The 13,961-nt window shown below is 59.8% G+C and carries 13 protein-coding genes, 1 other RNA gene and 1 pseudogene; 8 read left to right on the forward strand and 7 right to left on the reverse strand.

The features are described 5' to 3' along the window. Window positions 1-14: 14 nt before the first annotated feature. Both GA830_RS07335 and GA830_RS07340 read right to left on the reverse strand, forming a co-directional pair. Window positions 15-1,889, reverse strand: a complete 1,875-nt coding sequence (locus GA830_RS07335) for an extracellular solute-binding protein (RefSeq protein WP_195164396.1) — start codon at window positions 1,887-1,889, stop codon at window positions 15-17. A 131-nt stretch (window positions 1,890-2,020) separates the two neighbouring features. Further along, complete coding sequence (locus GA830_RS07340; protein ID WP_195164397.1) at window positions 2,021-2,767, reverse strand: c-type cytochrome; 747 nt, start codon at window positions 2,765-2,767, stop codon at window positions 2,021-2,023. 198 nt (window positions 2,768-2,965) lie between these two features. Here GA830_RS07340 and GA830_RS07345 point away from each other — a divergent pair, with 198 nt between their 5' ends. Further along, window positions 2,966-3,709, forward strand: a complete 744-nt coding sequence (locus tag GA830_RS07345; RefSeq protein WP_195164398.1) for a 3-deoxy-manno-octulosonate cytidylyltransferase — start codon at window positions 2,966-2,968, stop codon at window positions 3,707-3,709. Further along, the gene (locus tag GA830_RS07350; RefSeq protein ID WP_195164399.1) at window positions 3,709-4,572 is read left to right on the forward strand and encodes a prephenate dehydratase; all 864 of its coding nucleotides are present in this window, start codon (window positions 3,709-3,711) and stop codon (window positions 4,570-4,572) included. Before GA830_RS07345 ends, GA830_RS07350 begins: the two co-directional genes overlap by 1 nt. A 7-nt stretch (window positions 4,573-4,579) precedes the next feature. On the opposite strand, the gene nudC is transcribed toward GA830_RS07350, so the two are convergent. Together nudC and GA830_RS07360 are read right to left on the reverse strand one after the other, a co-directional pair. Further along, on the reverse strand, window positions 4,580-5,512 hold the full coding sequence (nudC, locus tag GA830_RS07355) for an NAD(+) diphosphatase (RefSeq protein ID WP_195164400.1): 933 nt from the start codon (window positions 5,510-5,512) through the stop codon (window positions 4,580-4,582). A 21-nt stretch (window positions 5,513-5,533) separates the two neighbouring features. Beyond that, complete coding sequence (locus GA830_RS07360; RefSeq protein ID WP_195164401.1) at window positions 5,534-5,953, reverse strand: HIT domain-containing protein; 420 nt, start codon at window positions 5,951-5,953, stop codon at window positions 5,534-5,536. Between the two features lie 136 nt (window positions 5,954-6,089). Between GA830_RS07360 and ffs the strand changes: the two genes are divergently transcribed. From ffs to GA830_RS07375, 3 genes are all read left to right on the forward strand, one after another. Then, an RNA gene (gene ffs, locus GA830_RS07365) (signal recognition particle sRNA small type) lies at window positions 6,090-6,187 on the forward strand. Window positions 6,188-6,296: 109 nt separating this feature from the next. Then, entirely contained in the window at window positions 6,297-8,108 is a 1,812-nt protein-coding gene (locus tag GA830_RS07370; RefSeq protein ID WP_195164402.1) for a DNA polymerase III subunit gamma/tau, read from the forward strand. A gap of 48 nt (window positions 8,109-8,156) precedes the next feature. Then, window positions 8,157-8,480, forward strand: coding sequence for a YbaB/EbfC family nucleoid-associated protein (locus GA830_RS07375; protein WP_195164403.1), 324 nt, complete (start codon window positions 8,157-8,159; stop codon window positions 8,478-8,480). Here GA830_RS07375 and GA830_RS07380 read toward each other — a convergent pair. Further along, window positions 8,477-8,974: a VOC family protein gene (locus GA830_RS07380; protein WP_195164404.1), complete on the reverse strand. Its 498-nt coding sequence runs from the start codon at window positions 8,972-8,974 to the stop codon at window positions 8,477-8,479. The two genes, GA830_RS07375 and GA830_RS07380, sit on opposite strands and share 4 nt — an antisense overlap. A 313-nt stretch (window positions 8,975-9,287) precedes the next feature. Between GA830_RS07380 and GA830_RS07385 the strand changes: the two genes are divergently transcribed. Genes GA830_RS07385 through GA830_RS07395 form a run of 3 tightly spaced genes read left to right on the forward strand, consistent with a single transcriptional unit; the run spans window position 9,288 to window position 12,223 of the window. Further along, window positions 9,288-10,127, forward strand: a complete 840-nt coding sequence (locus tag GA830_RS07385; protein ID WP_195164405.1) for a cell wall hydrolase — start codon at window positions 9,288-9,290, stop codon at window positions 10,125-10,127. Between the two features lie 45 nt (window positions 10,128-10,172). Further along, window positions 10,173-10,778: a recombination mediator RecR gene (gene recR, locus GA830_RS07390; protein WP_195164406.1), complete on the forward strand. Its 606-nt coding sequence runs from the start codon at window positions 10,173-10,175 to the stop codon at window positions 10,776-10,778. Between the two features lie 11 nt (window positions 10,779-10,789). After that, entirely contained in the window at window positions 10,790-12,223 is a 1,434-nt protein-coding gene (locus tag GA830_RS07395) for a lytic murein transglycosylase (protein WP_258045586.1), read from the forward strand. A 27-nt stretch (window positions 12,224-12,250) separates the two neighbouring features. Here the strand turns inward: GA830_RS07395 and GA830_RS07400 are convergent, their stop codons facing one another. Continuing rightward, entirely contained in the window at window positions 12,251-13,252 is a 1,002-nt protein-coding gene (locus tag GA830_RS07400; RefSeq protein WP_195164407.1) for an LLM class flavin-dependent oxidoreductase, read from the reverse strand. Window positions 13,253-13,461: 209 nt separating this feature from the next. Next, window positions 13,462-13,732: pseudogene (locus tag GA830_RS07405) on the reverse strand (LLM class flavin-dependent oxidoreductase); the annotation flags it as partial. Window positions 13,733-13,961 lie beyond the last annotated feature (229 nt).

A 13,961-nucleotide genomic window follows, 5' to 3' on the forward strand; every position in this document is an offset into this window, starting at 1 on the left:
ACGCGCGCGCGGGGTCAATTCACGCTCTTGTATTTTTCAATCAGGATTTTTTCCTTTTCCGGGTCGATCCACCAGGAATCCAGATCGGCGCCGATATAGGAAGGCTGCGGTTCTGGAATACCAAACTTGTTCCAGTAGGCGATCCAGACTTCGGCCTTGTGCCACTGGGGCACCGCGTAATAGTTCCAGAGGAGGACCCGGTCCAGCGCATGGGTCGCAGCCAAAAGGTCGTCGCGATCCGTGGCGAAGATGACGCGCTCGACCAGCGCATCCACCACCGGGTCCTTGATTCCCATCAGATTGCGTGTGCCAGGTGTATCGGCAGCCTTCGAGCCCCAATATTCCCGCTGTTCGTTGCCGGGCGAAGAAGATTGCGACAGCACTATTGAAACGGCATCGTAGTCAAAATCGTTCGTGCGGTTCACATATTGGCTGGGATCGACAATGCGCAGCGAGGTCTCGATCCCGAGCCGACGCAGGCTCTGGATGAAGGGCATGGTCACCCGCTCATCGGTCGGATCATCACCAAGAAATTCAATTTTGAAAGGCTCGCCGGTCTTTTCATTGACCAGCTTCCCGCCTTTGTTCACCCAGCCTGCTTCAGCGAAAAGCTTGAGCGCGGTGCGCAGATGGTCGCGGCCCGCCGTCGGCGTATCATAGGCCGGCAGGGTGAACGGTTCGGTGAACAATTCAGGCGGCAGCTTATCCCGGTATTTCTCCAGGATTTCCAGTTCCCTGCCAGCGGGAAGCCCGCTGGAGGCCAGCTCACTGCCCTCGAAATAGCTGTCGGTGCGCGTGTAAGCGTCATAAAACAGCGTTCGGTTCATGGTCTCGAAATCGAAAGCGTAGGTCAGCGCCTTGCGCACCCTGCGATCCTGAAACTGCGGGCGTCGCGTGTTCAGCGCAAAGGCTTGCATCGGCTGCCCGGATGTATCCGCAAACGCCCGCTTGACCACGTCGCCGGCGGCCACGGCTGGGAAGTTGTATTCGGTTGCCCAGCGACTGGAGCGGTTTTCGGGTCGGATGTCTTGGAGGCCGCCTTTCTTGAAGGCTTCCCAAGCCGCAGTGTCGTCGAGAATATAGATATAGCGGCGGCGGTCGAAATTGTTGCGCCCAACGTTGACGGCAACCTCTTCGCCCCAATAATCCTCCACCCGCGACCACACAACTTCTGAGCCCGGTTTAAAGCTATCTATCCTGTACGCTCCGGACCCGAGTGGTATTTCCAAGCTCGGCTGCGTTATATCGCGCTTCTTGCCGTTGGCGTCCGTGCCTTCCCACCAATGCTTTGGCAGCACCACCACATCGCCCATGATCAGCGGCAGTTCGCGGTTGCCCTTCTGGTCGAACCTGAACTGAACCTCGCGATCAGAAATTTTCACAGCCTCGGTCACATTGGCAAAGTAGCGCACGAATTGCTGGCTTGTTTCCTTCAGGAAGTTGAAGGACCAGATCACGTCCTCGACCGTGACCGGAGTGCCATCATGCCACATCGCACGCGGGTCGAGACGGTAGGTGGCGGACGAGAAGTCGTCGGGGTAGCTATAGGCTTCGGCAATCAGTGGGTGGCTGGTGCTTCCCTCGTCGGTCGCCTTCGCCATCAGCGTGTCGTAGAGCAGCCCGCCCTGATAGTTGAGGCCTGCCGCCGGCGTGCCGCGCACAATAAAGGGGTTGAAGCTGTCAAATGTGCCGGGAGCCACTGCGTTCAGCGTGCCGCCCTTGGGCGCATCGGGGTTCACATAATCATAGCGCTTGAAGTCTTCGCCATATTTGGACTGGCCGGTCAGCGACGAGGTTGTGTGCCATTTCGGTTCTTCGGCCTGGGCTCCAACGGTCAACACGGCAGTAACCCCGATGATCCCGAACACCTTGCCTAAAAATCCCGTCATGCAATCCTCGCTTTTCGTCACTCTAGCTTTTTGACCCTGCAGGGGAACCGGCAAGACCAAATTTCTGCAGAGACTAACAAAAAAGCCGGGCAGAACCCGGCTTTTTCATGGTGCGGTAGATTACAAATCCGTTACTGGGCCGGCGCAGGCTCGACAGTCTTTGGCGCTTCCTGTGCAGCAGGCGATTCTGCTGGAGCCGTCTCGGCGGCCGGAGCGGCGTTTTCTGGTGCTGGTGCAGCACCCTCTACGGCAGGAGCGGCTCCTTCGGCTGCGGGGGCAGTTCCCTCGGCGGCAGGTTCAGCCGTGCCCCCGGCGGCGGGTGCAGCAGGTTCTGGCAACGCAGCCGGGCTGTCTGAAAGCGAGCGAAGATAGGCAATCAGATCAGCGCGCTCATCGTCCTTCTTGTCGCCTGCAAAGCCCATCGCCGTGCCCTTGATGTAGGCTCGGGGTGCGCGCAGGAAGTGGTTCAGATGGTCAAAATCCCAGACCACCGAGCCGCCTTCTGAAAAATTCTTCATCGCGGCGGAATAGGAAAAGCCCTCATGGCTGGCGATCGGACGGTTCACGATGTCCCACAGATTAGGACCCGTCTTGTTGGCGCCACCCTTGTCGGCAGTGTGGCAGGTCACGCATTTCTTGAATACGGCCTCGCCCTTGGCTGCATCGGCACTGGCCATCAGCGTGCCGATAGGCACTTCAACCGGTGCCTCGGCAGCGCCGCCATGGGACGCATCGTCTTCCGCCGCTTCAATAATGAAGCCCGGCTTTTCGGGCGCCGGCGCGTGGAAGAACGCGTCCCCGATCAGGCTGACCGAGAACAAAACGAATACCACGCCGAGCAGCGCGCCGATCAACTTGTTGAATTCAAACGAGTCCATTACGCCCAAGGCTCCCTAATCGGCTGGTCTGGAGAAGCGATGCTTCCAAGCCGCGGCCACTGTCCCATCCCCGGACGGTACCGGTCAAATCGCGCGGAAACTAGGTCTTTTGCTATTCCGTTGCAACACCTATAAGGGCCCATCCAGTGAGACCTTTTGACACTTTCACGCCCACACCCTTGACGACGTCAGTTCATCATGAAGACGCTTATCCTCATCCCCGCCCGAATGGGCTCGACCCGACTGCCGGGAAAACCGCTGGCAGACATTGCCGGTCGTCCGATGATTGTGCACGTCGCCGAGCGCGCAGCAGCGAGCGGCCTTGGCCGAGTTGTCGTGGCAACCGACAGCCAGAGCGTAGAGCAGGCGGTCACCGCGCATGGCTTTGAAGCGGTGATGACCCGCGCCGACCATGAGTCCGGCTCAGACCGGATTTTCGAAGCCTTGAGCCTTGTCGATCCCCACGAAGAAATAGAAGTCGTTGTCAACGTCCAGGGCGACCTGCCGACCATCGAGCCGGAAACAATCCGCGCGGCGTTGCGCCCGCTGGAAAACTCAGCTGTCGATATAGCGACGCTTGGCGTTGCCATATCGCGTGAGGTCGAAAAGACCGATCCCAATGTCGTCAAGGTGGTTGGCTCTCCGCAGGGCGACGAAAATCGTCTCCGCGCACTCTATTTCACCCGCGCTACCGCGCCATGGGGTGACGGCCCGCTTTTCCATCATATAGGGCTCTATGCCTATCGCCGCGCCGCCCTCCAGCGCTTCGTTGAGCTGAAGCCGTCGACGCTGGAACTGCGTGAGCGGCTGGAGCAGTTGCGGGCGCTTGAGGCTGGCATGCGCATTGATGTCGAGATTGTCGATGCAGTGCCGCTCGGAGTGGACAAGCCAGAAGATCTGGAGCGGGCCCGAGAAGTTCTTTCGAATAGCAAGGCAGGATAATGGCGGCGAGCACCAATCGAATTTCCTATCAAGGGGAACCGGGCGCAAATTCTGACACCGCCTGCCGCAGCATGTTTCCGGCCATGGAGCCGTTGCCATGCGCCACCTTCGAAGACGCTTTCAACGCGGTCGAATCGGGCAAAGCCGACATGGCGATGATCCCGATAGAAAACACCATAGCTGGCCGTGTTGCCGATATTCATCATTTGCTGCCGGAATCAAAGCTGCACATTATCGGCGAATATTTCCTGCCGATTCACTTTCACCTGATGGTGATGCCCGGTGTTGCGCGCACCGAAATCAAGACCGTCCACAGCCACATTCATGCGCTGGGCCAATGTCGGAAATACATCCGTAAAAATGGCTGGAAGGGAGTAGTTGCCGGCGATACTGCAGGAGCAGCCAAGCTCGTCAGCGAAGTGAAAGACCGCACAATGGCGGCTCTCGCCCCCCGGCTTGCGGCTGAGTTGTACGGCCTCGATATGCTGGAAGAAGATGTCGAGGACACCGACACCAACGTGACCCGCTTCGTGGTGCTGACCAAAAACAAGCAGTGGATCGAGCGCCCCTCAGCCGATGCACCGATGATGACGACCTTCATTTTCAGGGTCCGCAACGTGCCGGCTGCCCTCTACAAGGCGATGGGCGGCTTTGCCACCAACGGCGTCAACATGACCAAGTTGGAAAGCTATCAGCTGGGCGCCTTCACCGCGACGCTGTTTTATGCCGATATTGAAGGTCACCCGGAAGATCCAAGTGTTAAGCTTGCCTTGGAAGAGCTGCGCTTCTTCTCCAAGGAAGTGCGCATCCTGGGCGTCTATCCGGCTAGCGATTCCCGCGACGAATGGAAGGTGGCAGACTGACTGTCCGCTACCCGCTTTCCGCCCAGTCGCGGATCAGCGTGTGAGCTATGGCGCCGCTGGGCGGAATGATGATCCCGTCTGCATGTGTGCCTGCCAGCGCCGATAGCACCTCCTCGCGGTCAAACCAGCGGCAGGCCTCCAGTTCCGCATCGATGGTGATGTTCTCGTTCAGCGCCTCACCATAGCAGCCGATCATCAGCGTATAGGGAAACGGCCAAGGCTGGCTGGCGTGGTAGACGACGCGGCCAAGCGTGATGCCGGCTTCCTCGAGGGTCTCGCGCCGCACCGCGTTTTCGATAGTTTCTCCCGGTTCCACAAACCCGGCAAGCGCTGAAAATACGCTCGTCGCAAAATGTGCGCCGCGCCCCAGCAGACATTGATCTCCGGAAACCGAGAGCATGATCACCACCGGATCGGTGCGTGGAAAATGCAGCGTTTCACAGGCCGGGCAAAAGCGCTTGTAGCCACCGTCGCGCATCACCGAGGGCTGGCCGCATTTGCTGCAAAAACGGTGCGAGGAATGCCAGGCAAGCAGCGAAGCACCCTGCGCCAGCGCGCCGAGATCGGCGGCATCCACGATACCTTGGGCGTAGACGGAGCGATAATCTATCGCTTTCAGAGCTTCGGGCAGCTCTTCGACATCCAAACCCGCCGGAGCTGCCAGTACCGGTCCTTCCGGGGTGAAGCCAAGCAACACGGCATCTGCGAGACGTGCCTCTGCATCCCGGGCTTCAGCAAGCGTGTGATAGGCGGCAAGACCTTCGGTTTTGAAAAAGAGGCGTCCTCCACCCATCAGAAGCAGCCGCGCCGATGGATCGGCGAGCGCCTTTTCAACCGAATCATCCGTGCGCTTTTCCGACAGGCGCTCAATCACATTGCCGCCGAAACCGACGGACTGGCTTGGTTCGCGCATCGGCGCATCAAACAGTCGAAATTTCATCCAGGACTTCTCGTTGTTGGCTCACAGCGCGGCTTTGACGGCCTCTGCCAGCTGATGCAAATCTTCGCGCTTGTAGGGTTCGCGCTGGCCGTAGCCCCAAACAGGCCCTGGCCACCCGGCATCCCCCTCATTTCTGGCGATGATATGGACGTGCAATTGACGCACGATATTACCAAGTGCCGCCGAATTGATCTTGGTGCAGCCGGTCACTTTCTTCAGGCCCTGCGCGACCATATTGGTCTCAAAGGTTAGCATCGCCTGGTCGAGCGGGGTGAGATCGTGGATTTCCTCTGATCCGGGCCGCAGCGGCACCAGCAGGAACCATGGCCAACGGCAGTCATTCATGATGCGCAACTCGCAAAGGCCCAGCCACATCACCGGTTCACTGTCTGCCTCCAGTCGGCGGTCAAGTTCAAATCCGCGCCTTTGGCCGGGCAACATTTCAGCGATCCTCCCCAATTATGTTTGAAAGGCTAGAGTGCCAAAGGCAGCGCTGCAAGAGAGCGCTTAAAGCATACCGTGCCGCGGCATCGCTCTTGCACTTGCATTTCGCTCGATGATTGCCGATATGGGAGCCGGGAGGTTGGTGGTGGACGATCCACTCGCCAACCGGGTCAGATCCGGAAGGAAGCAGCCCTAACGAGCCCGGAACGGGTCATGTTCCAGCCTCCCACCTCATCCCATCCGCACCAAGCCGCTCCGCCGACATTGACGGCGGGGGACGATGCGGGCGAAACTCTTTGTACACACGGGCCGCACTCTGGCCAGGGAGATGACGGGCGGAATGAGCGAAGTCGTATCAAGCGGCAAGACCGGCGCAAACAGCGCCTACCGTGTGCTTGCACGCAAATACCGCCCTTCTGATTTTTCCGGCCTGATCGGTCAGGAACCGATGGTGCGCACGCTGACCAATGCGTTTGCCGCCGGTCGCATTGCCCAAGCCTGGATGCTGACAGGGGTGCGAGGCGTGGGCAAAACCACCACCGCCCGCATTCTGGCGCGGGCGCTGAATTATCGCACGCCTGAACTCAACCAGCCGTCAGTCGATCTGTCGATCGAGGGCGAGCATTGCCGTGCGATCATGGATGGCCGCCACCCCGACGTCATCGAGATGGACGCCGCCTCCCACACCGGCATCGACGACATCCGCGAGATTATCGAACAGGTGCGGTACGCGCCCGTGTCGGGACGCTACAAAATCTATATCATCGACGAGGTGCACATGCTCTCCACGCAGGCCTTCAACGGCCTGTTGAAGACGCTGGAAGAACCGCCGCCGCATGTAAAGTTCATCTTCGCTACCACCGAAATCCGCAAGGTTCCGATCACCGTCCTGTCGCGGTGCCAGCGTTTTGATCTGCGCCGAATTGATGCGGCGATGATCAAGTCCGACCTGCAACGTATCGCAGGGCTTGAAGAAATCACTGCAGAAGACGAAGCACTATCGATGATTGCGCGCGCCGCCGAAGGCTCGATGCGCGACGCGCAATCGATTTTTGATCAGGCGATCGCCCATGGCGCAGGCACTGTGACGGCGCAGGCGGTGCGTTCTATGCTGGGGCTTGCTGACCGCGCCCGAATCATTGATCTGTTCGAAAATGTGATGTCCGGAAAGGTCGCGGAAGCGCTGGATGAATTTCGCGCGCAGTATAATGTCGGCGCCGACCCTGCGACGGTTCTAGCCGACCTTGCCGAGTTCAATCACCTCGTGACAAGGCTGCGCTTCGTTCCGTCGGCGGCTCAGGATGCTTCGCTTTCCGAGGACGAGCGGCAGCGCGGACTGGAATTCGCCGAAAAGCTGTCGGTTCGCGTGCTTTCGCGCACCTGGCAAATGCTGTTGAAGGGGATTCCCGAAGTTCAGGCCTCAAATCGACCGGTCAGTGCCGGCGAAATGGTGCTGATCCGAATTGCCCACGCGGCCGATCTGCCGACCATCGACGAAGCGCTGAAGACGCTCGCCGAGCAGCCCCAATCGCACGCACCTTCGACACCTGCTAGTGGCACTGTAGCCGGGCACGGCAATGGCGGAACGGCTTCTGCAGTCGGCCACCGCCAGATGGCGGTGAGCGGTGTCGGCAATACGATGCGGCTGGTTGAAACCTCTCCCGAGCCGCAGCCGCTCGTTGCGCCCCAGCAGGAGCCAGAGCCGGAAGAAGAAAAAGCCTTACAGATCAAATCGTTGAACGACATTGCAACGCTTGCTGATACCCACCGCGATATCGCCTTCAAAGTGCTGGTCAAGCGCTGCATAAGGCCGATCAGGATCGAGCCGGGCCGCATTGAGATCAGCCTGACGCCGGAAGCTCCGAAGACGCTCACCAGCGATCTCAACGCCCGTCTGCAAAAATGGACCGGTCGCCGCTGGATCGTCACGGTATCGCGCGAAGGTGGCGGTGAAACGCTGGCCGAGCAGGAAATAAATCGCCGCGAAACCGCCTTTTCAGACGCCCGCGCAGACCCCACGGTCGCCGCGATCCTGGCGCAGTTTCCAGGCGCCAAGATCATCGATGTGCGCTTGCCCGATGCTCCCGACGAGGCGAAAGCGGGCGAGGATGTGCCGATTGATCCGGGCATCGAAGAGGACGAAGACGGCTAGCACGCCGCGAAAACAGACCGCAAAACGACGAATTTCGAGGAGACAGCCATGAAAGATTTGCTCGGCCTGATGGGTAAGGCAAAAGAGATGCAGGCAAAGTTCCAGGCCATGCAGGAAGAGATCGCAACGCTTGAGGCGAGCGGCCAGTCCGGCGGTGGACTGGTCCACGTGACGCTGACGGGCAAATTCGAGATGAAATCCCTGAAGATCGATCCCTCGCTCTTCAAGGAGGATGATGTCGAGGTGTTGGAGGACCTGATCCTTGCCGCTCACAACGATGCCAAGGTCAAGGTGGAGAGCGTCATGCAGGAAAAGACGCAGGCACTGACTGCCGGCCTACCGATCCCGCCCGGCATGAAGCTACCCTTCTAGAAACCGCCTTCGGCGGAGGTCGACCCCGCGTTGGCCGCGGCTTTCAGCGTGGCGATGTCGAGCTTCTCCATCTGCATGACAGCCTCAAAAACGCGGCCGGATTTTTCCTTGTCCTCTCCGGCAAGGGTTGTGAGCAGGTAGTCGGGCATGATCTGCCATGACAGGCCAAACCGGTCTTTAATCCAGCCGCATGGCTGGGTCTTGCCACCTTGCGAAAGCGCTTCCCAGAAATAGTCGATCTCGGCCTGGTCAGCGCATTTGACGACGAAGGACACGGCCTCGCTCAGCTGGAAATGCGGTCCGCCGTTCAGCGCTGTGAACGACATGCCTTCCAGGTCGAAAGCGACCGTCAGCGCGCTCCCGGCCGGTCCGGGGCCGTTCTCGCCATTGCGCATGATGGCACCTTTCGTCGCGCTCTTGAACACCGAGACATAAAAATCCACGGCCTCTTCGGCATTGCTGTCGAACCAGAGCATCGGGGTGATCTTCTGCATGTCATGTCTCCGTGGGTTACGAAAGTTGATGGCCGACTTGCGGCCATGCACCATACCGTCAAGACGAACGGGAGAAACGGCTTCCGACATTTCAGCAAAATTTTCTCAACTCGTTGGAAATGCGGGCGTTCTGAGGTCTCGCCCGTTAAAAAGTCTCTTGCGGCAAGATTCGGTAACCATATGGAAAGCGCTTCAAGCCACAGTGGCTGCTGGTTTCCGGCCTTTTTTTAGCCAGAAAGGTGCCCACTCTCGCCCCACTGGTCGAGCGGGCCTCTCCGCGCGACAGGGCCAGGGCAAAACGCCCGGAGGGACAATGAGGCGATTCTTGGTGAGTGCGCGGTCAAAAATCCTATTTTGCGTGGCTGTCCTGCCGCTGGCGATCTCCGGCTGCAATCAGAGCACCGGCAGCAAATTCACCGAAGCACTGTCGCTCCATGCGGCGCCTACATCAGCGTATTCCTATTCGTCCAAAGACAAGGAATGCCTGGCGCGCGCCATGTTTTTTGAGTCCAACCGATCGAGCCGAGATGGGCTGGTGGCTGTCGGCTCGGTGGTCATGAACCGTGTCGAGTCGGGCAAATGGGGCGGCTCTGTCTGCGATGTCGTTGGCGCCAAAAAGCAGTTTGCTCCCGGCGTGTTATCCCGCCCGATGAATTCGAAGGCGCTGCCCGACGTGATGGCGGCAGCCGATTCCGTTCTTAAGGGCGAGCGCCACCCCAAGGTGAAAAAGGAAGCCATGTTCTTCCACACCGCCGGGCTGACATTTCCGTATAAAAACATGCATTATGTGTTGGTTGCAGGCGGCAACGCCTTTTACGAAAAGCGCTCGCGTCGCAGGACGATTGAAAACATCGCACCCGAGCAGACATCAACGATGATTGCCAGCGCAGCACCGACGCCGCGCATTGCCTCGGACCGGGCCGCAACAGGAGATGCTGCAGAAATTCCGGTGATGGTCGCGACCGCGCAGACGGCAGCCGCTGCACCCGCCCGCGCTCGCTTTGCCGAAACATCCTTGCGACCGACCATTCCGGCCACACTTGCTTCGTCTGATCCGGTGGGGACTGATGCTACGCTCGGCTATGAAGCAAGCCCGCAAGAAGCTTCCGCGATTGGCGCGTTGCTTTTAGCACAGGATCGCCCGGTGGAATAACCGGAACCGATTCCCTTCCACTCCGAAAAACCCTACACCGGGGTCATGTCCAAACGAGTCGCCGGTCCTGAAATCGAACGCCTGATCCAGCTCCTGGCCAAGGTGCCGGGTCTTGGACCGCGTTCGGCGCGCCGAGCTGCCCTTCACATGATCAAGAAGAAAGAACAGCTGATGGCCCCGCTGGCCAGCGCCATGGTCGAGGCGGTGGACAAGGTGCGCGTCTGTTCCACCTGCGGAAATGTTGACACGATTGACCCTTGCACCATCTGCACTGATCCGCGCCGCGATCCCGCCACGCTGATCGTTGTCGAAGATGTCGCCGATCTGTGGGCTCTAGAGCGCGCCAATGCTATGAATGTGCGATTCCATGTTCTTGGCGGGACGCTGTCGCCGCTCGATGGTATAGGTCCTGATCAACTCACTATCCGCCAGCTTGTCGCGCGGGTGTCCGAGGGCGGCATCAGCGAAATCATCCTCGCCGTCAACGCCACCGTCGAGGGCCAGACGACCGCGCATTACCTCACCGACCAGTTGGAAGGCTTTGATATAAAAATCACCCGTCTGGCCCATGGCGTGCCGGTGGGCGGCGAACTCGATTATCTCGACGAAGGTACACTTGCGGCAGCGCTGAAATCGCGCACGGTATTTTGAGGATTTTTGCCATGGGGTTGTTTGTAGCACTTTTGAGGGTGATGACGGCACGGCTCGGCTGGGCGACCCCCTCTCCGCCTCGCTGCGCTCGGCACCTCTCCCCCGCTTTACCGGGGCGAGGAAGCAGGGTTTGCGATTGGCCATTTGCTCGCCCTCGCGAAGCGGGGGAGAGGTGGCCCGCGCAGCGGGACGGAGAGGGGGCCTTTTGGACGCTTTCCAAACGCGCTGCATTCGCCGCCCTTGCCACCATCCTCCTCGCCACCTCCGTCACCCCCACCGCCGCCGCAAAGATCGACGACCAGTTCCAGGCCTGGCTCACCGGCGATCTGTGGCCCGAGGCCAGCCGCCAGGGCATATCCAGGAAAATCTTTGACGCGGCCTTTGCCGGCGTCGGCATCAACCTAGACCTGCCCGATTTGGTGATGCCGGGGCAAAAACCGAAAACGCCCAAAAAGCAGCATCAGGCCGAATTCGGCTCGCCGGGTTCTTATTTCTCGAAAATCGGCGGGGTTACGTCTGGTGGTCGCACCCGCTTCAATGCCAATGCCGCAACACTGCGCGAGCTAGAAAAGCGCTTCGGCGTTCCGGGCGAAATTGCAGTCGCGATCTGGGGTCGCGAGTCAGGTTTTGGCACCGCAAAGATCCCGCATGATGCGTTCCAGGTTATGGCCACCAAGGCATTTCTGGCGACCCGCAAGGAGATGTTCCGCAAGGAGGTGCTGGCTGCGCTGCAGATGCTGGAACAGGGCAGGGTGGCGCGGCCAGCTTTCAAATCGTCCTGGGCTGGCGCGCTGGGCCAGCCGCAATTCATGCCGACTTCCTTTCTCGCGCATGCCATCGATTTTGATGGCGATGGCAGCGCCGATATCTGGAAATCGACATCCGACACGCTGGGTTCGATAGCCAATTATCTCGCCCATTTTGGCTGGCAGAAGGGCCGCGATTGGGGCTTTGAGGTCACTGTGCCACAAACGGTTTCCTGCGCTCTCGAAGGCCCGGACCAGGGCAAAAAAATCGCCGATTGGACAAAGCTCGGTGTCGCGCGAGTGGGTGGCAAGCTGTTTCCCGCCCACGAGCTGCGCTCCGAAGGGTTTTTACTAATGCCGGCTGGCCGCAGCGGGCCGAGCTTCATCGTCACGCCGAATTTCTACGTGCTGAAGGCCTATAATGAGAGTGATCTCTACGCGCTGTTCATCGGTCACGCTGCAGACCGCATCGCCCATGGCGACAAGCCGTTTGCCGGAGCGTGGGGCGCCGTCGGTGGTCTCTACCGCTCCGATGTGGCATCGCTCCAGCGCGGGCTGGAAAAGCAGGGTTTCGACGTCGGCGGCGCCGACGGCCTGCCCGGCTTCAAGACACGACGGTCGATCGGTGCATGGCAGGAAAAGAACGGCCAGGCGGCGACGTGTTTTCCCGATTCCGGGCTGGTGAAGGCGCTGCGTTAGGGCAAGGACGGCAGCAAAACCAACCGCTCACGCCGCCGACGAAAGCTCCCTGTGCACATCCGCCAGCATCTCAAACGACCGCACGCGTGCGGCATGATCGAACATTTGGGCGGTGACCATCAGTTCGTCAGCGCCGGTGCGACGGATGAAAGCTTCGAGACCGGATTTGACCGTATCGCGGTCGCCAACGATGGCACAGACAAGCGCGTGGTCAAGCATGGTTTTGGACGCAATGTCGAGTGTATCGTAATAGCGTTCTATCGGCGGCGGCAGCTTGCCCGCGCGACCGGAGCGCAGGTTGACAAAGGCCTGTTGTAGCGAGGTGAAATGCAGCTTTGCCTCCTGCGTGGTCGGCGCGGCAATGACGTTGAGGCCGAGCATCACATAGGGCTTGGCAAGTTGCTCAGACGGTTGAAAGCGCGAGCGGTAGATGTCGATCGCGTTTTCCAGTTCAGCCGGCGCAAAATGCGAGGCAAAAGCATAGGGCAGGCCGAGCATGGCCGCGAGCTGCGCGCCATAGGTGGACGATCCGAGGATCCAGAGCGGCACGTTTTCTCCCTCGCCGGGCACCGCGCGCAGCCGCTGGCCGGGCTCTGCCGGGCGGAAATAATTGGCTAGCTCGACCACATCCTGTGGAAAGCTATCGACGCCCGATTCCATGTTTCGCCGGAGCGCGCGGGCCGTGTTCATATCGGTGCCGGGCGCGCGGCCAAGCCCCAGATCGATCCGGCCCGGATGCAGCGCCGAAAGCGTGCCGAACTGCTCGGCAATGACCAGCGGAGCATGGTTGGGCAGCATGATGCCGCCGGCGCCGACACGGATGGCAGAGGTGCCGGCCGCCACATGGGCGATCACCACCGAGGTGGCTGCGCTGGCGATTCCCGGCATGTTGTGATGCTCGGCCAACCAGTAACGGCGATAGCCCAGCCGTTCCGCATGACGCGCCAGATCAAGCGTGTTCTTCAGCGACTGCGATACATTGCTGCCTTCACCCACAGGCGAAAGATCAAGGACGGAAAGTGGGATCATGGCCAAGGCTCCTAAACGAATTCCCGAAAAGTGTGCAGCGGTTCTCAGCCCGAAATTGCGTACAAACACAGTGTTAGAGCATGCCAATGATTTCTATGGAGCACGGCCCCGCCCAAGGCGTTCCCTTGCGATATATGAATGCTGGTTGCCCAAGGCAAACAGTTGTTCAGTATTTTTTGAACTTGATAGCGGCCAGGGCCTCGTCCGGCCATCCCCGCGCGCACAAGCGGCGCCACGCGAGTGCCAAATAGCTCAATGGCTTTCATCGCCTTGTCATGCGGCATCAGGCCAATCGCCATCTGGATGAGGAGGCGCGAATTGCCGAAATTGCGGTGCTGGGCAAAGATCTTTTCGGCCACCGGTCTCCACAAACAGCGCTCCGTCCGCTCCGAGCGACTGATCGAAATGGGCGCGGGAGGTCGGCCCCCAGCCGCGCTCGCGGCCAATGCGGTTCATCACCTCGGCCTGCGGGGTGATAAAGCCCAAGTTCCATAGTGTTCGCCCCGCATTGTTTGAGACACGTAGCGGCCAGCCAGCATTTACGCCGGTGGACGAGGCTGAACATTCCGTCTATGCCTGCAGCGGATACCAATCAGGCAGTTTTTCCTGCCCCAAGGGCGGATTTCATGGCCTCTGTGGCCTTTTGGCGCTTGAACTCTTGGCGTTGACAGCTATGTAAGCGGCGCGACGACAGCAATTCCAGCAGTGA

Origin of the sequence: Mesorhizobium sp. NBSH29 (genome assembly GCF_015500055.1) — a bacterium.
Classification (GTDB): domain Bacteria; phylum Pseudomonadota; class Alphaproteobacteria; order Rhizobiales; family Rhizobiaceae; genus Neomesorhizobium.